Origin of the sequence: Terrimonas sp. (assembly GCF_003075435.1) — a bacterium.
Lineage (GTDB): Bacteria > Bacteroidota > Bacteroidia > Chitinophagales > Chitinophagaceae > Agriterribacter.
The window spans coordinates 12,826-35,901 of record NZ_QCZJ01000039.1; the positions used below are offsets into that span (position 1 = coordinate 12,826).

At 36.7% G+C, this 23,076-nt stretch carries 19 protein-coding genes; 15 read left to right on the plus strand and 4 right to left on the minus strand.

From position 1 onward, the window contains the following. Nucleotides 1-21: 21 nt before the first annotated feature. Nucleotides 22-438, minus strand: a complete 417-nt coding sequence (locus DC498_RS24130) for a helix-turn-helix transcriptional regulator (protein WP_116876690.1) — start codon at nucleotides 436-438, stop codon at nucleotides 22-24. 208 nt (nucleotides 439-646) lie between these two features. Here DC498_RS24130 and DC498_RS24135 point away from each other — a divergent pair, with 208 nt between their 5' ends. The 4 genes from DC498_RS24135 (at nucleotide 647) to DC498_RS24150 (ending at nucleotide 4,004) form a co-directional block, all read left to right on the plus strand. Next, nucleotides 647-1,102 (plus strand): hypothetical protein, encoded by a 456-nt coding sequence (locus tag DC498_RS24135; protein ID WP_116876691.1) that lies wholly within the window; start codon nucleotides 647-649, stop codon nucleotides 1,100-1,102. Beyond that, the gene (locus DC498_RS24140; protein ID WP_116876692.1) at nucleotides 1,099-1,971 is read left to right on the plus strand and encodes a HEPN domain-containing protein; all 873 of its coding nucleotides are present in this window, start codon (nucleotides 1,099-1,101) and stop codon (nucleotides 1,969-1,971) included. Before DC498_RS24135 ends, DC498_RS24140 begins: the two co-directional genes overlap by 4 nt. 159 nt (nucleotides 1,972-2,130) lie before the next feature. After that, nucleotides 2,131-3,393, plus strand: coding sequence for a hypothetical protein (locus DC498_RS24145; RefSeq protein ID WP_133176966.1), 1,263 nt, complete (start codon nucleotides 2,131-2,133; stop codon nucleotides 3,391-3,393). A 2-nt stretch (nucleotides 3,394-3,395) separates the two neighbouring features. Beyond that, nucleotides 3,396-4,004: a hypothetical protein gene (locus tag DC498_RS24150; RefSeq protein WP_116876694.1), complete on the plus strand. Its 609-nt coding sequence runs from the start codon at nucleotides 3,396-3,398 to the stop codon at nucleotides 4,002-4,004. Between the two features lie 782 nt (nucleotides 4,005-4,786). On the opposite strand, the gene DC498_RS24155 is transcribed toward DC498_RS24150, so the two are convergent. After that, nucleotides 4,787-5,425, minus strand: coding sequence for a response regulator transcription factor (locus tag DC498_RS24155; protein WP_116876695.1), 639 nt, complete (start codon nucleotides 5,423-5,425; stop codon nucleotides 4,787-4,789). 338 nt (nucleotides 5,426-5,763) lie between these two features. Here DC498_RS24155 and DC498_RS24160 point away from each other — a divergent pair, with 338 nt between their 5' ends. The 7 genes from DC498_RS24160 to DC498_RS24190 all read left to right on the plus strand — a co-directional run bounded on the left by DC498_RS24160 (nucleotide 5,764) and on the right by DC498_RS24190 (nucleotide 15,175). Next, complete coding sequence (locus DC498_RS24160; RefSeq protein ID WP_116876696.1) at nucleotides 5,764-7,437, plus strand: vitamin K epoxide reductase family protein; 1,674 nt, start codon at nucleotides 5,764-5,766, stop codon at nucleotides 7,435-7,437. A gap of 48 nt (nucleotides 7,438-7,485) precedes the next feature. After that, nucleotides 7,486-7,773 carry a hypothetical protein gene (locus tag DC498_RS24165; protein ID WP_116876697.1) on the plus strand — a complete coding sequence of 96 codons (288 nt, stop codon included), beginning with the start codon at nucleotides 7,486-7,488 and terminating at the stop codon, nucleotides 7,771-7,773. 83 nt (nucleotides 7,774-7,856) lie between these two features. Then, on the plus strand, nucleotides 7,857-8,180 hold the full coding sequence (locus DC498_RS24170) for a hypothetical protein (protein ID WP_133176967.1): 324 nt from the start codon (nucleotides 7,857-7,859) through the stop codon (nucleotides 8,178-8,180). A 104-nt stretch (nucleotides 8,181-8,284) separates the two neighbouring features. Then, entirely contained in the window at nucleotides 8,285-9,781 is a 1,497-nt protein-coding gene (locus DC498_RS24175) for a TlpA family protein disulfide reductase (protein WP_133176968.1), read from the plus strand. A gap of 60 nt (nucleotides 9,782-9,841) precedes the next feature. Next, nucleotides 9,842-11,365, plus strand: a complete 1,524-nt coding sequence (locus tag DC498_RS24180; RefSeq protein WP_165813949.1) for a DUF6734 family protein — start codon at nucleotides 9,842-9,844, stop codon at nucleotides 11,363-11,365. A gap of 138 nt (nucleotides 11,366-11,503) precedes the next feature. Beyond that, nucleotides 11,504-13,756 (plus strand): peptidase domain-containing ABC transporter, encoded by a 2,253-nt coding sequence (locus tag DC498_RS24185; protein ID WP_116876701.1) that lies wholly within the window; start codon nucleotides 11,504-11,506, stop codon nucleotides 13,754-13,756. 75 nt (nucleotides 13,757-13,831) lie between these two features. Further along, entirely contained in the window at nucleotides 13,832-15,175 is a 1,344-nt protein-coding gene (locus DC498_RS24190) for an HlyD family secretion protein (RefSeq protein WP_116876702.1), read from the plus strand. A 320-nt stretch (nucleotides 15,176-15,495) separates the two neighbouring features. Here the strand turns inward: DC498_RS24190 and DC498_RS24195 are convergent, their stop codons facing one another. Together DC498_RS24195 and DC498_RS24200 are read right to left on the minus strand one after the other, a co-directional pair. After that, nucleotides 15,496-16,830, minus strand: coding sequence for a site-specific integrase (locus tag DC498_RS24195; RefSeq protein ID WP_116876703.1), 1,335 nt, complete (start codon nucleotides 16,828-16,830; stop codon nucleotides 15,496-15,498). Nucleotides 16,831-16,960: 130 nt separating this feature from the next. Further along, nucleotides 16,961-17,266, minus strand: coding sequence for a hypothetical protein (locus DC498_RS24200; protein WP_133176970.1), 306 nt, complete (start codon nucleotides 17,264-17,266; stop codon nucleotides 16,961-16,963). A 1,551-nt stretch (nucleotides 17,267-18,817) separates the two neighbouring features. Here DC498_RS24200 and DC498_RS24205 point away from each other — a divergent pair. Genes DC498_RS24205 through DC498_RS24220 form a run of 4 tightly spaced genes read left to right on the plus strand, consistent with a single transcriptional unit; the run spans nucleotide 18,818 to nucleotide 23,074 of the window. Further along, complete coding sequence (locus DC498_RS24205) at nucleotides 18,818-19,309, plus strand: hypothetical protein (RefSeq protein ID WP_133176971.1); 492 nt, start codon at nucleotides 18,818-18,820, stop codon at nucleotides 19,307-19,309. Continuing rightward, the gene (locus DC498_RS24210) at nucleotides 19,306-20,199 is read left to right on the plus strand and encodes a hypothetical protein (protein WP_116876706.1); all 894 of its coding nucleotides are present in this window, start codon (nucleotides 19,306-19,308) and stop codon (nucleotides 20,197-20,199) included. The genes DC498_RS24205 and DC498_RS24210 overlap by 4 nt, the downstream gene beginning before the upstream one ends. Further along, nucleotides 20,199-20,915 carry an ABC transporter ATP-binding protein gene (locus tag DC498_RS24215; RefSeq protein WP_116876707.1) on the plus strand — a complete coding sequence of 239 codons (717 nt, stop codon included), beginning with the start codon at nucleotides 20,199-20,201 and terminating at the stop codon, nucleotides 20,913-20,915. Before DC498_RS24210 ends, DC498_RS24215 begins: the two co-directional genes overlap by 1 nt. Nucleotides 20,916-20,929: 14 nt before the next feature. Further along, nucleotides 20,930-23,074: a TonB-dependent receptor plug domain-containing protein gene (locus DC498_RS24220; RefSeq protein WP_116876708.1), complete on the plus strand. Its 2,145-nt coding sequence runs from the start codon at nucleotides 20,930-20,932 to the stop codon at nucleotides 23,072-23,074. Nucleotides 23,075-23,076 lie beyond the last annotated feature (2 nt).

Here is a 23,076-nt window from a genome sequence, read left to right on the forward strand (position 1 = left end):
GGTTATTTACAATCGTATTTTTTATTTCACTTTCTCCAAAAGTTTCTGCAAAAGCTCCATTTTCTCCTTTTCGGACTGTAACAACCGCTCATACAACTTTCTATTCTCTGCTATTTCTTCTGCCCATTTATCTAAAGGATTAAAGTTGCATTTATAATTTATAGTTGGCCCTGCATTGACCACAGAGCTATCAAAATTATTCTGAATATTGTGAATTGCAGTTTCCTCATCAAAATTCTTAATCGCTTCCACCGGTACTTTCAATACTTTGGCAACCTGTTCCAGCAGTTCAGGTTCAATAGCTTCCTTTTGTTCGAGTAAGGATATTTTACGCTGGTTCCAGTCATCACCTAATTCATTGGCCAAAGCTTCCTGCTTAATGCCCAACATTTCGCGGAACCGCTTAATATTTCTTCCCTGGTGTATTGTTTTTTCCATAACTTAAAATTATTGTTGCCGTTGTTGCACAAATATAATAAATACCCCTGCTACAATAGCCGGTAATTTACCGGGCTACCTCAATATTATACCGGCTTTTCATATTGCTTAGCGGCATACTTGTTTGGATATTCACGCTTCAACCAGTGTTTGCGGGTAAAACATAACACTTGTTTTTATCGCCATCCAATCAGCAATATATCTGCTCATGAAAAAAACAATCCGGAAAACAAAAAAAAGAAACCCAAAGCCTGAGTTAAAATGGCAGGTAGGGGAATATGCACGTCACGCGGAGTTTCATTTTATACTGCCCTATGGATTTCTTTTAATCTGCCGCCTGTTAGATAAAACGCCGGAACGCATGATCTACGACTTTATGGTTAATGCCGGCGGAACAAACCTGAAAGAAGAAGGCAATATTGCATCAAAAGAACACCTGAGAAACTATTTTATCGCACAGGGCTACGGGCAGCACCATTATACTGAAACTGATATCAGCAATATGTTTAAAGAACTGGATGCTGTAGGAAGTTTATTTCCCTGGAACGGCGGTAATAAAATGATTGACCTATACGCCAAATGGAGAAACAAACATTACCGGTTCTGGTTTAAACAGTGGTACTATAAGATCAGGAGAAAACTACCAAAAAAAAAGGAAGATTGAGACCATTTACTATATACCATCTTTTCAAAAATGCTTTCACCACATTGCATCAGGCTTTAACGGATGCTATGGTTAAAGAATTAAACCCGGAGATGATACTGCTGCTTGGTGCATCCGTGAACCGCCGAAGAACGGAAAGCATATTTCAGCAGGAGAGCCCGACTGCCCAATATATTTCAGGTTGCTTTTTGCTCATGTTGATAGCAGATGCGGATGGTAAACCACTGTATGAATGGCAGGACAGGGTAGAAACCATTTGTAAAAATGTGTTGCCGGTAACAGCTATTGTTTTGCCAACAACTACGCTCAACCAGTGGTCAGAGCAAGGACATTTGTTTTCCCGCCATGTGCAAGTGTCTGCCCTCGTGATATATGACGCAGGGAGGTTTAGCATGCCGAAAAATATTACACCAGTTAGTGAGGAGGTAATAAAGCAATTGCATAAAGATCACCAGGAAGGCATTACACGAGCATGGGTGTTTCTGACAGGTGCGGAGTTTTTTAGCCGCCAAAACCAAAACGCAATGGCAGCATTTATGCTGCACCAGTCGGCAGAACAGGCTTTGCATACTTTAATAAGCGTTGCCACAGGCTATAAAACCACTACCCATAATATTGACAGGCTGCTGCGTTATGGCGCACTGGTATCTTATCAACTACCCGATATATTCCCCAGAAATACCGATAAAGAAAAACAGCTCTTCCAGGTGTTGCAGGAAGCCTACCTGGCTTCAAGATATAAAGACAGTTATAGTGTTACCTCCGAAGATGTATATACACTCATAACAAGAATAAAAACGGTAATAGCAATAGCGGAACTTTCCGGTAAGCAGGCTATCACAAAACATCTTCGATCCCTCTCCCAATAATTTAAAATGATAACGGTACTAATTGTTGCACAAATAGAAATGCATATTTCCTGCTATGATAGGCAGGTAATTTACCGGCTTACCTCATTATAATACCGGCTTTTCATATTGCTTACCGGTATGGCTGTTCGGATATTGAGCATACAAAAACTCATCATCATGAAAACATCCGAAAATTTTACCAATACTACAAACAACCTTCATTCATCATCTGAGCCATTTACACTTTACCTGGATGATGAACCCTATATACTTACTAAATCAGCCATTAAAGAACAATTAGACCCAGGAATTCAGCGAAGCAAAGAAGCGTTTTGGCCTTCTCATATAAAATTGTTGTCACAATCAGGGCAAACTTTAATACTTCAATTAAAAGATAAAAAAACAGTACAGCAAATAACGGTGCTGATGGAACCGGATAAGCTACAGTTCTCCTGCAATTGCAACACAATGGTTAAAACAGTTTGCATTCATGTATGCAGAACCCTGAGCAGATTGCTGCCATCAAACAGCACAGATTATTTTGAACAGTACAGCCCACAGGGCATTGGCTCCATTGCTGTAAAGCATCCTGCATACTTTGATAAACATACAAGCAGTACGTTTATAACGTATAGCCCCAAAAAGCGGGAAGAAGATATTTACCGGTTCTCCCAAACTGAGCTATCATATCTCACCGCAGATCATTTTAAACTACCTGCTTCAACACCTAAACCCATCCGCGATAAAGAAGCGCTGTTTATTATACTCACCAGCTATAGAAGAGAAAGGCTTCCTGCTATTATACCCTGTGCCGGTTTATTAACCAAAGATAGAGAGGGGATAAAACAGTTTCTTCCCTTTCTTTCAGGAGCAGATAAAAAAGATGGATTAATGACGGGTGATCAGCATCAGCTTACCAGCCTTGGGCTTGCCATGTGGAAGCTGGTAGAAAAACTGCCGGGCAGCTTCAGGGATATTACAGCAGAACATGAAGAAGAGCTACTGCAACTTTTTACACTATGGGAAGAAGCCTTACCAATACTATCCCGGCAACAAAGATTATATAGCTACCGTCTTGGATGGGTGAGAGATTTAAAACGCCCACCCCATAAGCAGGATATGTATTCCTGCCGGATATCAATGGAGAGACCGGTTTTAAGCTTTGTACTGAAAGACTGTGGAGCCTGTTATCATTTCTACCCGGAACTGCATGTAAGAGGCAAATGTCTTTCAGGGTTCCTGCATAATGAACCATTTATTGTTTCGCTCAATGCTGTGTATTATTTACTCTCTTCCCTGCGTGATGCCGCACTGGTAGAACTGGTGGAGAAGCAGATTGTGTTTAAAGAACAGTTTGCACAATTTGAGCAGGAGATATTAGCACCTATTAAAGCGCATTACAAAGTAAACCTCATTACTCAAAAACCTAAACGCAAATAACCATGCTATCCGCTATTGAAGAAACACAAACAAAAAATGTAAGTGTATACCAGGAGATAATAGCGACCATAACAAGTCTTGTGCCTGCTGATGCTGTTTACCTGCTTGGTGAAAGACATGCAGGCTGTAGCAGCAATAGCATTTTCTACACCGGAAGGAAACAGGAAAATGAAAGGCTTTCTTTCCTGTATCTCCTTATTATTGCTAACCTTATCAATAAGGCTGCCCACGAATGGCAGGATCAGTTGGAAGCACATTGTAAAAAAATAATCCCCTGCACAACGATCGTACTTAATACAGAAAACTTTCAGCATTGGATTAGAGAAGGACATCCCTTTGTGTGTCATGTATTGAAAACTGCCATGTGCATTCAACAGTCAGAGGGATTTATAAATAATGCGGGCATCGTTCCTCGATACCTGCCATCAATGGCAGAATCTATATTAGCAGAAGGCTTGAATATGTATACAGAGTTTATGGCAGCCGCAGAACTGTTCAGGGTTAGAAAGCAAAACCGGTTAGCCTGTTTTATGTTGCACCAGGCAACAGAGCTTGGATTGAATAGCATTCTTAAAGCTGGTACTGGTTTTCATTACCGACCGCACACATAATATTGAAAGGCTGATTATCTATACCAGTCTTGTTCATGAGGAACTCTTTTACTGGATTAACGGTGCAGAAAAGGAAAGAAAATTATTACACAAATTGCAACAGGCATATTCTGGTTCGAGGTATGAGGAAAGTTTTGCGGTAAGCACCTGCGAACTCACCGACATCAAAGCACTCGTACAACAACTCAACACATATTTCTTAAAAGAGAAAAAGGTGTTGATGACTTCAGTTTGTGAAGAGTGAGCAACGCAGGAGTCAGGAATGGTAACATGAGCAATTACTATTAGATTTGTATATAATACTCTGCGAAATTTTTTATTTTCCATTTTAAAATGAATGGTATTGAATTTAATGCGGAAGCCAATGTAGATTCAAATCGTTACCCGGTATACTATCACATAAGAACAGCAAATTTGCTCTTTGATTTTTTTCCAAAAAAACCGCGGATGGTTCTATCCTTTGGTTGGACGAACCCGTGATGCCTTTGATCCAAACTATTGGCGAGGCTATTGCTGATTACGAAATGAATTGGTAGTTGATATTAATGTAAGTGTAAGTGAAGGTTTTTGAATATCCAATTTTGCTAAACAGCTATTATTGTGTCAAAGGAATATGACAATTGCACTTGAAATACATCTTAAATAAATTTTTGTTGAACGATATATTAATTATGGGATTACTGTAATAATAAAAGATTTTTCAAATTTCAAATATCAACAAACCTAAATTTGTAATGCTCATTGCCAAAAATAGATTCTCTTGTAATTTGAACAGGTATATATTAATCTAGTCCGGGAATTAATATTCTTTTTTCAAGTGCATATTTTATTAACCCGATGGTTGTTTTGGTATTTGTTTTTTCTTTTAATTGATGTTTAATTTTTTCGATTGTGCTTATGCTTAAACACATGGTGGACGACATCTCTTCGCTGGTTTTTTCCTGCCATAGAAGTTGCAGAATTCTAATTTCTGTCACATTTAATTCTATCTTTTGATATGCGAAATAGAATTTATTTTGATAAATTTTGCCTTCTGCTGCAGAATGGATGGCCTCATTTAATTCTTCAGTATCTGATGTTTTCGAAACAAAGCCGAATGCACCTAAATCAAAAATAGTATTAATTACTTTTTGATCGGTCGAAGCAGATAAAATGATAACTCGTATTGATGGATATAATTCTGATAACATTTTTAAAGTCTCTCTTCCGTCCAATTTATACGAAAACAGATCGAGTAAGAGTACATTAATGTCGATAAACTTTTTTTTTAATTCTTTAAACAATATATCACCATCTGTAACATCAAGTACCACTGAAAAAAAGGGCGACTGATTAATATAGTTCTTAAATGTCTCCCTTACCAGTGTATGGTCTTCTACAATGGCAATTTTAATAGCATTCGTTTTTGTTGACGAAAACATAGTAAGCAAACAGTTTAAAAATATGGAAACCCGTAAAAAATATATGGATTTCCTTTCAGTCGGAACGCAGTGAAGTTAATAATTTTATTTAACAAACCGTTTTCATATCAACCCTATAGCATTGGTTAACACCATTTGCGGCGATTTGAATCACTCGCAACAAAATGCTATATGAAGTTATCGGCTTTAGTCCAAGACTTTAGCTTCTACTATTTTTCAGATTGAGAGAAAGTAAAATGTAAAAACATGACGAAGTCACCATTCGACTTTTAGTCGTCAAACCAAACTAGGGATTTTCAATTCATAGTATTTTAGTAACTTAATCTAATTGTTAACTTATGAGATCGTATTTGGAAAATCTATTATTAGGTACGACCAATGGAACGAAAGTCTTGTATTTATTTACCCAAGAAATAAAATTGAAAGTAAGTAGAAGTACTTTAATTGCAGAAAATGAAAGTCATCCTTATTATCCCAGTATTTTAAGTATTAGTGATGTACTTAAAAAGCATGGCGTAGAAAATCTTTCAATGGAACTTCGCCCTGAAAAGCTGATTAACGTTCCCGTCCCATTTATAACATCAGTTAAAGGCAAAAGTTCAATTATGCCTCACTTTAGTATTGTTAAATCGATCGATAAAGCTTTTGTAACAGCTAGTCATCCAGAAAACAATAAATGGGAAACCTTGCCTTTAGAACAGTTTATGTCAAGATATACCGGCACAGTTTTAATTTTCGACACTGAATCACCACGTCATGCTGAGATCGACTATGAAAAAAATTCGAAGATCGAAAAGAAAAAACTGATTGTATTTACGATGGGCTGGGGGAGTGTCACTTTTCTAATCCTTATAAACTATATTTTCGCCTTTCTAAGAGTCAGCTTTGCTGCAACGCTACCGATAATTTTTACATCGCTTGCAATTTTGGGTTGTGTAGTTTGTACGCTGCTGGCATGGTACGAATTAGATCAGGACAATCTCACTATAAAGCAGATTTGTAGTTCGGGAAAAAAAATAAATTGTAACGCCTTGATAAATTCCAAGGCTTCAAAAATTTGGGGTATTAGCTGGAGTACAATTGGCTTTTCGTATTTTATGATGCAGCTGCTAATTTTACTTTTATATGGTATTATAAATGAGCAAATTTTATTTATTGTTGCTTGGTTTAATATTTTAACAATACCTTATATTCCATTTTCTCTGTACTATCAATGGAAGGTAGCTAAGCAATGGTGTGTATTATGTGTATCTGTTCAGATTTTGCTGGGGGTACAATTTTTTGTGACTTTGTTCGCAGGATGGCTTTTCTTGAAACCTTATATGGATATCCAAACAATGTTTGGTGTGTCAATGGTTACCATTACTGTTTTTATTTTGGCGAATATGGTTAAGACAATTCTAGTAAAAGCTAAAGAAAACAAATTGAAAGTAGCTCAACTACGGCGCTTAAAACATGATTCAGACATATTCGAGGCAGTCCTTAAGAAGCAGAAGGTAGTAACAGCGCCTGATAAAAACATAGGAATATCCTTAGGTAACCCTATTGCGAAATACGGAATAATTAAAGTATGCAACCCTTATTGCGCTCCATGCGCCAAAGCGCATCCAGTTCTGGAATCGTTATTACACCAGCATACTAATATAAAATTGCAGATAATTTTTACTGCTACAAATGACGATTCAGACTTAAGATCTTTACCAGTAAAACATTTTTTGGCTATTGCCCAGAGCAAAGATGAATTGCTAATAGAAAATGCCCTCGATGACTGGTATTTGGCTACAGAAAAAAATTACGAGGCTTTTGCCATAAAATTCCCCTTAGATAGTGAACTTGGAAAACAAACAGAGAATATTGAACGTATGAACGATTGGTGCAATAGCATAGACGTCCAATCTACTCCTACTTTTTATATTTCATTACAAGCACAAGAAAACGAGAACCAATTTTATCAACTACCCGATCTATATACAATAAATGACTTGACTTATTTTTTCACAGAAATAGACTAATCTATGGCCATTTTAAAACATATTAGACGCCTACGCTACATTGACTATATGATTAAGCGAAAAGCTACGGGAGATTTAGAAAGCTTTGCAAAAAAAAATAATCTTTGCAAAAGTGCAATGGCGGGGGTGATACAGGAAATGAAAGAATTGGGATTTCCGATTCAGTTCGATAGAAATAGATGTACTTATTATTATTCAGCTAATGGACAAATGGTCCATGATTTATTTGAAATTGATAGTAAAAGCGTATCAATCAAAGAGTCAACAATGATGGAATCTCCCAAAGAGCTATGTTTCTCAGAGATAATGACATTTAAATTGTGTAATGATGAATAATTTTTGCTCGTTCTAAATATAAGAGAACGGCCGTTATGAACTTTGAGTCGCAATACAATTTTCATATCTTAAAAACATCTAGAATGAAAAAATTAAAGTTAAGAGCTCTGGAATTAGGAGCCGAACAAATCCTCTCGCGGGAACAAATGAAGCGAGTCATCGGAGGCGAAGTTGGTAGCTGCGCTGTCTATCTGCCTAATGGAGCGACTAGTGGTTCTGTCTGGTCTAATATCCCCACAGACCCTGATTACAATTACAAGTCAATGACTATTAACAATGGCGTTTGGACGGTTTATGGCGTAACAAAGGATACAGCAAGTGGGCAAGCTGCATCAATGGGAGGCAGTTGGTGTTGTACAAGTTGTAGTAGTGCTAGCTGGTATCATCCACCAGCCGGTTCCTCTTAAACTATTGTCATTGCATAGAAGAAGAATGGGTTTTACCCATTCTTCTTTTGATTGTCAATAAAATAGGATATGCTAACATATTGGTTACTAATTTTACTGAAAATATGAAAGCGACTCTATTACTAGTTTTTCTTTTTTTGACTTCAACTAAGTCGTTTTGTCAAAAAGCATTCTCCTCTGTTTCGTATCCAAAGATTGTCTTGATATTTGATAGCTTACCGCAATATCATAATGTCATATATCCACTTCCTGACTTAACCGTTAATGATTCGCATAAACAAGTAACTATTTTTGACAATTTTTATGAATACGGTTATAATCCTTTGCCACTTGTAAAAGATACTTTAACGTATTTGCCGAAAAATCAATTTATTATTTTAAGTTTTCGTTATGACCTAACAGCGTCTACCATTGATTATTTAATAAATTCAGGTGATACTCTGACAATTAGCTTTTTTAATGGTCTTCCATATGCAAAAAGTCGTTCTTTGTACAGTACTTCTTTTTTGAATTATGAAGTTCAGAGACGCGGCTTAACTGAAAATAACATAAATAATAATGCATATGACATATACTACCATCCTTTTCTTGTTGCCAAAGATTTGAATGATTTAATTAACAATGTAAAAAAAATTAAGGATGATTGGTATGAAAGGGCTCATCGATACATAATTAATGAATTATCGCATCTTGAAAAATACAGAGCCACAAATGAAGTTTTTACGCCTCCATTACTTTTTCTACAAGATAAATTTACTTACCAGCTAGCTAAATTAGAATTCGAGAAGCATAAATTGCCTGTCGATAGTTTAACAGGTTTTCTGGCACGCAACAAAAACGATACTTTAAACTTCCCGTACTCCTACTTTCTGGTTTTTTTAGAAGCTATATCCGATAGTGTAAATGTCATGCAGTCTAAAATTCTGTATTCTGCGAATAAGAATCAAATCGATTACAGGGATGTTTACGAGCGAACAAGCAAGTGGTCAGCGATAAATGATTTTTATAAAAAACTTTTACTCTTTAAATATCTAAAACAAATTGGAGATGTTTTTTCAACATCAGATTTGCAAAAATATCTTGCCAAATTTAAAAAATTCTCTAACGATACACTTTTAGTTAATCAGATTAAGAGAGAGTATCTCATTGTTGAAGATCTTGTTTCCAAAGGAAGCGATTCCTTAGTCCTAATTAATGAAAAAAGCCAGAGCCTTACCTTTCGATCATTATTAGAAATGAATAAAGGAAAGGTTATTTATATTGATTTTTGGGCAAGCTGGTGTATACCTTGTAGACGGGAAATGAAAATGGCTAAACAACTGAGAAATGATTTTGAAAACCAAGACATAGCTTTTGTTTATATATCGCTCGACAAAAGTAGAAGTGATTGGATGGAGGCAGTAAATGTAGATGGAATAAATACTTTAGAACATAATTATATTCTGAAAAAATCGTCGTCTTCCTTTTTGCAGTCAATTAAGTTAGAGTCAATACCGAGATATTTGCTATTTGACAAGCAAGGCACATTGGTTCATAAAAATGCACCGGAACCTAGCTCTAACGAGGTTGTAGAATTGCTAAAGAAATACTTGGGGAAGTAAATATTTAGTAAACCCACGGCACTTATTTACAGGAAATACATGCTCAATAATAGAACTATTATGAGATTTTGTCAAACACTATGGACTAGCGATAAAGATCTTCTTAAGGATAATTTTGGGTGGCTAAGTCCGCAACATCATATCATGGCTTGGGCGCTCAGTTGTCTAAAATTAAAGAAGTACTACCCTGTCGTAAACTTTTATACCGATAAAAAAGGAGTTGAAATTTTTAAAGATCATTTAGCTTTACCTTATACCAACTTTTTTGATGATTATTCAAACATTGATCTGCGCGCCGATTTGTGGGCATTGCCAAAATTGCTGACATACGCAAAACAAGACCAGCCTTTTTTGCATGTGGATGGCGATGTTTTTATTTGGCAACCTCTTAAAAATAATCTACTATCATCAAACTTAATAGCCCAAAATTTAGAGAAGGGGACAGGTTACTATTCTAGTACGTTAAGACCCCTTGCAGAGCAATTACAATATTTTCCATCATATCTCAAAAAGAATTTGTTTTCACATAATATGAAAGCATATAATGCGGGAATATTAGGAGGGGCTGACATACAATTTTTCAAAAAATATGTCGCGATCGCAGAAAAGTTTTTAAAGAAGAATAACGTAGCCAATTTAAAAGGAAACTTTAATATAATCTTTGAACAGTTGTTTTTCTTTTCAATTGCAGCACAAGAAAACAAAAAAGTGGCATGTCTATTTGAGAAAACTTTCGATGACAATGGGTATGGAGTTGAGGATGTAGCGTCCTTTCCAACGGTCGACAAATCGGGATACCTCCACCTAATTGGTCATTTTAAGCGAACCGAAAACATTTGTGAATGGGTAGCTCGTCATTTATACATTGAGGCCCCCATGATTTATTTGAAGATTGTCGCTTTATTCAGAGAACAGCATTTTTTTTATCATTCTAAGATTAAAGACGTGCATAACCTCCCCGGGAGAGGAAATAGAATTTCTTTCCAGTTTAAAAAAACAATGAATCTAATAAAAGAATTAACTCCAAAGGTAACTCCAATTTCAAAATCTCAATTAACAACCTATATTGAAAGCAGTAAGAATTTACTTTTAAAAGAACTCTTTAAGTATGAGCAAAAGCTTAGCCGGATTTGTTCAAAATTTAATAAGCTTAATTCATCAGATCTAAAAGAAGTTGAAATCAAATCCGTTCATTCAATTCATTTCGCCTCAAGAAAAATCGAGGATAAAGAACACTTTAGATTTAAAAGAAATCCAAATCTTGAAATCATTTATTCTACTTTCGATTGGACGTCAATGAATGCCGCTTCGGAAGGTTATGTTTTTATGCGTTTGTCAAAAATGAAAGATATCGTTATAGCTATTGTTCCCGAACTATTTTTTAATGGTTATAGAGAAGTTATTTTAGATCAAATATGTGAGAATATAATTGTTTTACACGACGAGGATATATCCTATGGACAACTATTGAAAAAAATGTTTGCTCTATTTCCACCCTCTGAGGAGAAAACTGGATATGAAGCTTTTTGTAAATTAATTGAGCTTAAAACTACCTATCTCATCCAAAATAAGATATTGATATAAATAGCGATTATTGTTGAGTAGGATTTTTTCAACTTGTTATATTACTGTAGTGAAATTCTAATAATGAATTTTGACTATCGGAGATTGTATTTACGTATCTTAATAAGATTTGGATTAAGTAATCGTATTCTAACTTCTATGCGGAAATTTGTTTTCTATCGACAACTAAATACAATGGATTGTGGCGCCGCTTGTCTTCGGATGGTTGCACAGTTCTATGGTAAGCATTTTAACGCAAATAGTTTACGGCAAATGTCTGGGTTTAACAAGGAAGGAATTTCTTTGCTCGGCATCAGTGATACCGCAGAAAGAATTGGTTTCAGAACAAGGGGGACAAAATTAACTATGGAGCAATTAAGCGAAGCTCCTCCTCCGACAATATTACATTGGAAACAGAGTCACTTTGTTGTATTGGTCAAACAATCCAAACATCGTATTAAGATAGCAGATCCCGGCAAGGGCATTATTGATTATACTATCCCAGATTTCAAAAAACATTGGCTTGCTTCTCAGGATGAATCCTCTAACGAAATGGGTATTGCCTTGTTATTAGAACCTACCCCAAAATTTTATACATTTGAAAGTCAAAAAGAGCAGAAGTTAAACTGGAGTTTGGTTCTTCAATATTTACGCTCTTCCAAATGGCAGCTAATGCAGGTTTTTATAGCGCTGCTCATTACTTCATTGCTTTCACTAATCTTCCCATTTTTAACGCAAAGCATTGTTGATACCGGTATTAATACGAACAATTTACAATTTGTAATTATTGTGCTACTGGCTCAGATAATGCTAACCTTTAGTCAAACCATTGTGAGTATAATAAGAAACAGATTGTTATTGAGAGTCTCGAATATTTTGAATATACAAATTCTTTCCGATTTTTGGATCAAACTCACTCGCCTTCCTATTTCTTATTTTGACTTGCATCATACAGGCGACACTTTACAACGCATAGGAGATCATAGGGCCATTCAAGGGTTTATTACCGGCACTGCACTAAATACATTGTTTTCGTTCTTTAATTTTATTGTTTATGCCATTGTGCTTGTGATATATAGTGCTCAGCTGTTTTTTGTTTTTTGTTTCGGTAGCTTTATTTATTTTGTATGGGTTCAACTTTTCTTACGTATTAGGCGAAAACTTAATTATGAAAACTTTCATCTTTCTGCAAAAGAAAACACCACCACGTTGCAACTTATACAAGGTATGCAAGAGATCCGCCTGAATAACGCTGAAAAGCAAAAGCGTTGGGAGTGGGAAAATATACAGGCCAGTGTATTTAAATTAGGGTTTAAAAGCCTTAACTATAGTCAAATACAAAGTACCGGCGCCACTTTTATCAATAGCATACAAGGCATAATAATTAGCTTTATTGTGGCAAAGCTTGTGATTGATGGGAAGTTAACTCTAGGAGCAATGTTAGCTATTCAGTACGTAATCGGTCAATTAAGTAGTCCGATTCAAGAATGGGTAGGATTTGTTCAAAATTTGCAAGATGCTAAAATTAGCATGGAACGATTGAATGAAATACATCAACTGGTTGATGAGGAAAATGGAGAAAGGAGTTATATCGATCAGTTGCCTAAACAAAAAAGCATTATCATTAAAGACCTCTCGTTTACTTACCCTGGCGCCGGTAATGATCCTGTTTTGGAAAATATAAATTTAACTATTGCTGAAAATAATGTAACTGCTATTGTTGGTAGCAGTGGAAGCGGCAAAACCACCTTAATTAAACTTTTACTGAAAGTTTATGAACAGTATGACGGGGATATAAGGGTGGGTGAATCTCATCTAAAGGTACCTACCTCTCAATTCACTAGCCGGAGAGACGAACCAGTAATCAGTTTGAAATTTGATTTTATTAGTCATAAATATTGGCGCAAATGTTGTGGTGCTGTCTTACAAGACGGATTTATTTTTAACGATAGCATTGCGCGAAACATCGCAGTTGGCGAAGAAAATATCGACGCTCACCGCCTTTTCGAAAGTTGCCGGACGGCCAATATTCATACTTTTATAGAGAACCTTCCTAACGGATATTATACAAAACTGGGAGCTAATGGTACAGGTATCAGTCAAGGACAGAAGCAACGTATTATGATTGCTCGCGCTATTTATAAAAATCCTGATTATTTATTTTTTGATGAAGCCACAAACTCACTTGACGCTAATAATGAAAAGGAAATAGTAGAAAATCTCGGACTTTTTTTTAAAGGTAAAACTGTCGTTGTTGTGGCGCATCGCCTCAGTACGGTCAAAAATGCTGATAAGATTGTTGTGTTAGAAAAAGGGAGAATTGTAGAAGAGGGAACACATGAAGAACTTACAGCGCTAAAAGGAAAGTATTATGAACTAGTAAAAAATCAATTGGAATTAGGGGTATCCTAATTTCAAAAATGGCTTAATCTATAGCGCTTTATGACACAGGTTCTTCTATGAAAAAATACTTCGAAAATAAAGTATATGAAAAATTTGAAAACAGATATAAATAAGGTTTTGGGCGAGGAATTGAAGGATGAATCTAAACATAAGAATTTTCAAGAGAGGTCAGAAATGACACAGCAAATTATTAGTCATAGACTAGATTTCTTTGAAAGGTGGTCGTTAATCATATTTCTTATTTTGTTACTTTCTCTACTGGTTGGCACTTGGTATATTCGTTATCCTGATATTATTGAAGGTATAGCAGTTCTTACTGGAGACAACGCTCCTAAACAAATTATACCCAGACAAGGAGGTCGATTAACAGCACTTTTTGTAGCGAATAACCAAACTGTGAAACAAGGTGAGGTTATTGGCTGGATCGAAAGCAGTGCGTCCACAAAAGAAGTTATCAACTTATCTGAGCAATTAGGAACTTGTATAAGTTTATGTGCGCAAGGAAATACAACAGAAGTTTCGGTTTTGTTTAATCAACGGCTTAAAGATTTAGGAGAGCTTCAAGCCCCATATCAAACGTTTGTCACAGCATGTCAAAAGTATAATGATTATGTAATTAACGGATTTTACAATCGAAAAAGAGACATGCTGGAAAGCGAAATTTTATCGCTCCAGGGCATTCAAGAAAAAACGAATAGTCTAAGGGCTATAACAGAAAAGGAAAACGAGTTGGCAAAAGAAACCTTTAAAATGAAAGATATTCTTTTTAAAGACAAAGTAATCTCCGCTGATGAACATCGGCAGGCCCAAGTAGATTTAATAAATAAACAAAAAAATATACCGCAGTTGGAAGCTACAATTCTTTCTCAGAAAAACCAAATAAGAGATAAGCAAAAAGAAATCGACCAATTGAATCATGATATTCTTCAGCAAGAGAAAATATATGAGCAAGCATTGCATACTCTGAAAAGTAATATAGATGAATGGTTAAGAATTTATACTATCCGGGCGCCCATTGGTGGACAAGTAGTTTTTGTGATGCCCATTCAACAGAACCAATATATTGAACAAGGAAAGTTACTAGGCTATGTTAATCCGCCTGACGTTAAATATTATGCTGAAGTGAAACTTTCCCAATTGAATTTTGGCAAAGTGGATACAGGCATGAATGTACAACTAAGATTTGATGCATATCCTTACCAAGAATCTGGTTTTGTTTCTGGTACTCTAAATTATATTTCTAAAATTGCAATTGACAGCGGTTTTATTGCAACTGTGCGATTAGAAAAAGGATTAATGACAAACCAAAATAAAGAACTACAATATAAGCCTGGTCTAACATCAAAGGCTCTAATTATTACTAAAAATCAAAGATTGCTTGAACGGTTGTACTACAATATTGTAAGGGCTACATCGCTGAATAAGTAGATTTTATTGATTTTTCGATTGAAAGTTGTTGCTGAATATGAGGGCACACAGCTCAAATACTTTTGTCCATTGATCAACATATTTCAACATAGCCAAAGTATTAGAAGTGGTTAAAATAATGGACTCGGAGACAATATCTCTGATGCTCATTCCTGAAACTTTAGTTTCGTAAATTGCTTTTATCTTTAACCCATATTATACAGTAGCGTTATCCGGTGAGACTTATTGGCGGTTTAATATTTTTCCAATATTACATAACAAACCATTATACCATTTTCGCTGCTTGACTTCTACAATTAAATTCATTTCATTACAATTTGCTAGGCCTGCTTTTTGTTAACAATGCTAATATCACCTCGCCGTTCCCAAAGTTCTTTGATCTTAAAACCAGCCTCTTCAGCAGTTATACGGATATATCGATAAAAGTCACAGATATTTTTATGCCCGCTAATCTTCATAATCAAATCAACAGGTGTGCCTGCTAAAAACTCATTCGTGCAGAATGAGCGGCGACACGTATGGGATGTAACCCAGGCATATTTCGGTTTGACCTCTACAATATCTTTATTCCCTCGTTTGTGTGAGAATTTTATCAATTCAGTAATGCCTGCTATTTCGGCAACTTCTTTTATGTAATAATTAAACTTCGAATTAGTGATTAAGGGAATATTCTTCTTAAAATTATTTGTGAATATATGATCGGCTTCGTTCCTTAAAGGAATCACAACCCGATGGTCTGATTTTTCCTGCTTTTTATAAAGCATACCTTTCCTAATATCTTCAGGTTCAATAATTGAAAAATCAGAAAATCGAAGTCCCGTTAAACATCCAAATACAAGAAGATCTCGATATTTTACTAAGTGTGGATATTTACCTAAGTCTGTTTGATATATAAGTGTTATTTCTTCCCAGTTGAGGTAAACAGCATCCGATTCTTCATCCATCACTTTGAAGTCTTCAAAGTTAATTGGAGGAAAAATCTTACGCCTTATCCGGTTATTCAGAAAAATACGGAGTTGTTTAATGGTTTTGCCTATAGTACTGATTTTAAATCCCCTTACCAATTTCTTTCTTCTCCGTTGTACATGTTCGTACGTCATGTAATCTACAAATTCTTCATAGAAATTAATATCAAAAGATTCAAACGTAATTTGTTTTTTTCTATATTTCTCAAATGCTCTTAAAGTATCACGCATGTTATTATAGACGTTAATCATCTTTGGAGTGACTTTCCTTTTTTTGCTCTTTATATATTCTTCAATTTGAAAAAACACATCAAGATTAATTTGGGGGAATGTTATTTCTTGCCCTAATCTTTTTTCTAGGGTTGATACTTCAAAATCCGGGGAGAATGTATTTTTAAGAAATTCAAGGATATCAATATCATTTCTTTTTCTGGCGAAATTCACAATATCCTCTGCGATACGAATGCTTCTGAAAAGCTTATCATTATGTGCTTCAACATTTCCATAGATATTTGGAAGATCATTACTAATGCATAGTTTCTTTTGATTCCAATACTCAGGTGGAATTGCTATTCCCGAATTCAGTAAAGTTCTTTTTTCAACCGAATGGCAATACTGAATAAAGATGACGCTTGTGCCGTCTTTGCGTTTTAGTGCCCTTTTGCACACCGGCTTAATAGGTAGTAACATTTTACTCTATAATTTAGTCTATAAAAAATGCGTCAGCCGGAGTAAAAGTAATTTCTAACAGAGGAGCAAAATGTTTTAATATTTTGAAAAACAGATAATTATAGTTAATTTAAAAAAGATAGAGTAAAGTCTAAAATATTATTTTGTATCCCAGCGGGATCACTTCTTGGGACAAGTGCGAAAAATCGTTACTTGTCCCATTTTTATTATCCTCTAATTCATTATTAAATAGATAGATATATTCAACGACTTCATTTACTTTTTTGGTTCGATGTTGCCCTCCGTCAAAAACCCATTTTTCGGTGAAGATCGAACCAACGATGGAGCGTTGCTCTGCACTTGTACCATTTACAAAAACATCTTCAAATAAAATCAGCTTATCAACAGCCTGATTGATTAGATCATCTACGCCTTTTTCTTTGATATCAGTTCTCATCAGTTTTAACTCCAACTCATTTGCCTAATTCTTTCTTCAGTCGCTTTAACAATTGCTGATTTGAAATCTTTGCAGAGAAGGGCGCCAGCGATTCATCTATTTGGGCAGTTTTTCCAGTTTTGATAGAAATAGCCTTATCCAAATTGTCATTAAGCACATTATATTTCGCTGTTAAGCGATCATATGGGTTTAGAGATTAAGGTATAGACAGCCGAGTTACATACTTATTATTAACTATATATCCTATTTAATTACCACTAAAAAGAAAGTGTCGGTTGTGTGGTGACAATAGTTAAATTATTTCTACCCAAAAAAGGAACAAAAAGCGTTCGGCAAAGGTCGCAGCAAGGTCGAAAGTCCAAGTTCGCAGGTAAAGATTGAGCGGGAATAACCAATCCATAATCAAGAAAATCCTGGAAGGATTGCAGCAGTAAATATTGTAATGCTTCAATGGTGGGAAATGCAGCAGGTATATCCGAAACATTACCGGAAATAACTTCTGCTATGCTTATCAATCCTGACTGATGCTGTCTGACATAATTTTTAAGGAACCCTGCATCATGTTCAGAGTTATATCATACTCTCGTCAAATGAGATTTTTTAAAGGATATTGACAGAATTGATTCTAAAGTTAAACTTCATGAAAAAATATTTGCAATACTGTTGCAAATATTATATTTTAGCGTTTTACTATAATCATCACGTTTGAAGATGCATTTTAACAAGACAGGTAAAAGATTATCAGCGCTGACAATGCTCAGCCTGATGACTTTTATTTTCGTTGTTAAAGTTTTTCATGCGTCTGCACACGATACCTGTGCAAACTTTTCCGTTAATGGCAATGGAGTAAATCACATCTGCACCATTTGCGAATATCACTTTACCAAAGACGCAGATAATTTTCACTCCGTCATCTCAATACCAGATGCGGTTAACTTTTTGTTTTCTGACACGTGCAAAATATCCGCTTACTTTTTTGCCGCTGTTAACATTATTACGCTACGAGGTCCTCCTTTCACTACAGGTATATTACAATAGGTTTTACTTCACACCGGGAGGTGATCTGTTATTTCTTTTATGTTTTAAAGCCAGGGGCGCTTTAACTGCTGATACCAGCATAGTGTTTATTCACTTTAATGCGTCGCTACGCATGATTCACTTCCGGATGAATTATACAGACCTACTGATCATTTAACAAGTATTTTTCTGTTCCATGTATCAGGTTAATGAAGACCTCACCAGAGAGTGTTCTGATGCCTGCTATACTATCAACTCATAGAAATCTCACCTGGTTTCAGGATAATAAAAATGTTGTTGCAATAACGGGAGTATGCCGAAAATCCCCATAAGAGTAGGCGTTCATTTTTCAAATTTAACCACATGCAAAATTCAGAAAAAAAAGCAACCCTGGTTGCGGCTATTATTGCTTTAAAAGCCGTTGGCGGCACGCATTGCAGTAACTGCGGTCACTGCAAAGCAACGCTCTAAACAAGTATTCCGGGAGCAGCGAAATTGCTGCTCCCTTTTATAGGTAATCAAAAAATATATGGTATGAATACCGAAACTATAGCGCTGAACCCTACGCAACTACAAGACATGTTATCCTATCGCAACGAAGATATCCTGTCACGCTTCACGGATATGTTTGAAGTTACCGGCGAAGAAGCGATGGACATTTTCCAGGAAACAAAGAAGTTTTTATATGTATGCCAGGTTGATGGCGTTTTTATTCCTGATGACCTGCTCATCGTAGATGAGATGTGGCACAACTTTATTCTTTTCACCAAAGAATACCATGCATTCTGCAACCGGTATTTCAATCGATACTTCCATCACCTGCCTGCATCAAAAGCAGAAAAAGAGGAGCAAAAACGCAAAAACCTGGAGGATCCTGAAAGTGCACGTAGCATGTATTTACAAAAACTGGAGCATGTGATCAGTACAGTGTATGATCACCTGGGAGAAGCGACCGTCATAAAGTGGTTTCAGCAATATCCTGCAACATACAGTAAAGAAAATATCAAACAACTAAGAAAAGTATGAGCATCTTTCCTAAAAGAAATATACCAGGTTCCACTGTTACCATTCATTGGAACTTCAATACTGCACACATTACCGATGTGCATGTATGTCCTTATGTGCGTATTGGTGTGCAATCGCCTGACGGCACAACCACCATGCTGTTTGAACAGCATGTATTGGGGCTGCCTGCCATTCAAATGCCTGCAGATCCCGCTTCGGGGCAGCAATTGCTGTATTTAAACAAAAATACACCCTTGTTAGTGCTGGCTGATTATTTAAGCACACACCATAAAAGAGCGGAGCTAATACAGATACTTCAAAATATTCAGGCCGGCCGGCATTATTATTTTACCTACCCCATTCCCCAAAATGCACCGTTGGGAAAGTATACATTAATTTCTGAGGTATATAATGGAGGAAATATTAAATACTCTGCAACGGCTTCGGATGATTCGTTTTTTGTAGAGCATATCTCCGTTAAAGAAAATAAAATCATTAATCATTCGTGTGAACCAACGCCGGTTAAGATCGTTACCTGGCAACCGGATAAAAAATTACAACCTGAAAATATAGCGGTATTTGAAATGCAGCCGGGAGAAATCATACCGGTATATGCTTTTCCGGAAAATTCTTTTTTATGCTATAACGAAGAGCGGATTATACTTTCCCTTCAGCGTCCGGATGCTGTTCGCTGCATTCGCAATCAGCAGGCGCTCTGTTTATCTAAAGATGACAGCCTTCATGTACTTCTGCCTGGTAATAATGCATTTACGTTGGAAAATGATGAAAAACTAATCTGGGAAAAAGCAGATGGTATTACTCAGGGAGAAGAAATATGTACTCAGGGTAAGGAGCATCTCTACCGCGAAATGATCGAAAATAAATTAATCATAGAAATAAAAACACAGTGATGACAACACCTGTACAAGATCGTGTGGAAGCGATTGATCTGACTAAAGCATACAATGGGCATACGGCGTTAAACAAATTAAATCTCCGGCTTAAGGCAGGTGAAATTTTTTGCCTGCTGGGTCAGAATGGAGCCGGCAAAACCACAACCATTAATATTTTTCTTGGCTTTATAGAAGCTACTGCCGGAAAGGCGATTATTAACGGGGTGGATGTTAAACCGGGTAATAGCGAGAGTAAAAAACATCTTGCTTATATACCAGAAGTTGTTCAATTATATGGCAATCTTACAGGAATAGAGAACCTTGATTTTTTTAGCCGGCTGGTAGGATTTAATTACCGCCAGGATAAACTGGAGCAATTGCTGCTGCAAGCCGGACTGCAGCAGGAAGCACATAGCAGGAAATTAGTGCATTATTCAAAAGGCATGCGCCAGAAAGTAGGCATTGCCATTGCACTTGCTAAAAATGCAGATGTGATTTTTATGGATGAACCTACCAGCGGACTGGATCCTAAGGCTACACAGGAATTTACAACAATTGTGAAAGCATTAGGGCACAAGGGCAAAACAATTCTTATGGCTACTCACGACATTTTTAATGCGGTTAATGTGGGAACGCATATTGGTATTATGAAAAACGGCACACTTGTGCATACGCTCAAAACGGCGGATATCACGGCGAATGAATTACAAAAACTCTACCTGGAAACTATTTAAAGTCATCTTGATACATGAAGTTTTTTATTCCTCTGACCTTTATGCTGCTATCCTCCTATGCCTGCTTTGCACAAAACGATAGCACGACCCGCGATAGCAGCCGCATATTAAGTGCCGTTACAGTATACGGCAGGGTTAGTATAAAAGCGCTGAAGCAACAGCCATTTAATATTTCGGTAATAGATGCAACACCATATTACAGCAGCAATATTACCGGTGTGGATCTGCTGAGGCAGGCTTCTGGTATTAAGATTAAGCAGAATGGCGGCTTTGGCTCCGGTAACGATTTTTTTATTAATGGCAGCTCCGGTAAGCAGGTAAAGTTTTTTATTGACGGGTTGCCGCAGGATAACCTGGGAGAAACGCAGGCATTGAATATTTACCCCGTGGAGCAGATAGAAAGGCTGGAAGTATATAAAGGTGTGCTGCCGGTGGAATTAGGCGCTGATGCGCTTGGAGGCGCTATAAATATAATAACCAGGAAGGAGCGGGAAGATTATATTAATGCGTCTTACTCCATTGGTTCCTTTAATACACATAAACTGAATTTGTTTGGAAAGAAATACCTGGGCAAACATTTTTTTACCTCGCTGCAGGCAAACTTTAATTATGCTGGTAATAACTACCCGGTGCAGGCAGCAGTTATCAGGTCTAACGGGCAGGCAGATACCATGAATGTCCGTTTATTTCATGACCGTTTTAAAAATTATAATGTCAGGTTCCAGGTTGGTTATAGTGGAAAACGGTTTGCAGATCAGCTAACGCTAACTTTTTTGCAAACAGGCATGTATGACCAATTGCAGCATAGCTTGATGATGCAGCAGCCGTACGGTTTTGTTTACCGCAACGAAAAATTACAAAGCGCCGTGTTGCGGTATCAAAAAGCAGATCTGTTGCCTGAGACGGATGTTGCCGCAATGGTTTCTTACAACAGGGTAAACAGCCTGTTAATGGATACGTCGCGGTATGCATTTTTATGGAATGGAGAAGTTGCTACAGACCTGAACGGACAGCCGCAACGTAAACTGAGTGGTGGTGAACTAAGCTCTTCCGGCCACGAATTATATACCTATACAGATGTATTCAACGGAAAGCTTACTACTGTCTATAAACTGAGTGACCAGGTTAAGCTTGTTTTCAGTAATACTTTCCTGTGGTACAGGCGCACCGGCAGAGATCCTGTTGCGCAAAAGTTCTACGGCGGCATTGATTATTACAGTACACCATCGGAGATGACAAAAAATGTGGGGGGAATTGGATTGGAAGGAAAACTCAATAAATCAAAATGGCGATATCTAACCTCACTCAAACATTATTATACTTCCATAAAAGGATTTGAGATCATAGACCTTCATCAGACAATATCCCGAAAAACAATTGCGAAACTGGCATGGAATGCAGGCTTAGGGTATCAATGGAACGAACGTCTTTTATTAAAACTTTCGTATGAACATGCAGCAAGGTTGCCAGATCCAGAGGAGGCATTTGGAGATTTCACTTATGTAACTGCCAATCCCGGCATTAATGCAGAAGCAAGTGAAAATCTTAACCTGACCGGAATGTATAATACCAACAGGTTGGAATTTGAACTAACAGCATTTTACCGGAATGTGAAAGACCTGATTTACCTGCCGCCTTCCCAATTTTACAGCCGCTATGATAACCTGCTTAACCTTCGTGTGGCAGGTATTGAGGGTGGTATAAAATATCGCTTATGGAAGAACATTATTATCAATGGAAATTTTACCTGCCAGGATCTCCGCAATCAGTCTGATATCAGCAACAGACCTATAGATAATGAACGGTATAGAAACAGCCGCATGCCTAATGTGCCCTACCTGTTTGCCAATGGCAGCATCAATTATAGCATACGGGATTTTTTTAGAACCGGTAATAGTTTTCAATTGTGGTATACGGCCAATTATACGCACGAATACTTTTTATACTGGGCCGAAGATGGAGACCGTGAACTAAAGAACCGCCTGCCCACGCAACTGCTGCACGGAGCCGGTATCTCCTTCTCGCCATACGATGGACTGTCCCTGGCTTTAGAAACAACCAATATTACCAATGCACGTACCTACGACAATTTCAAAGTGCAGCTTCCCGGAAGAGCATTCAGCTTTAAAATAAGATTTTATCAATTCAATAAAAAATAACA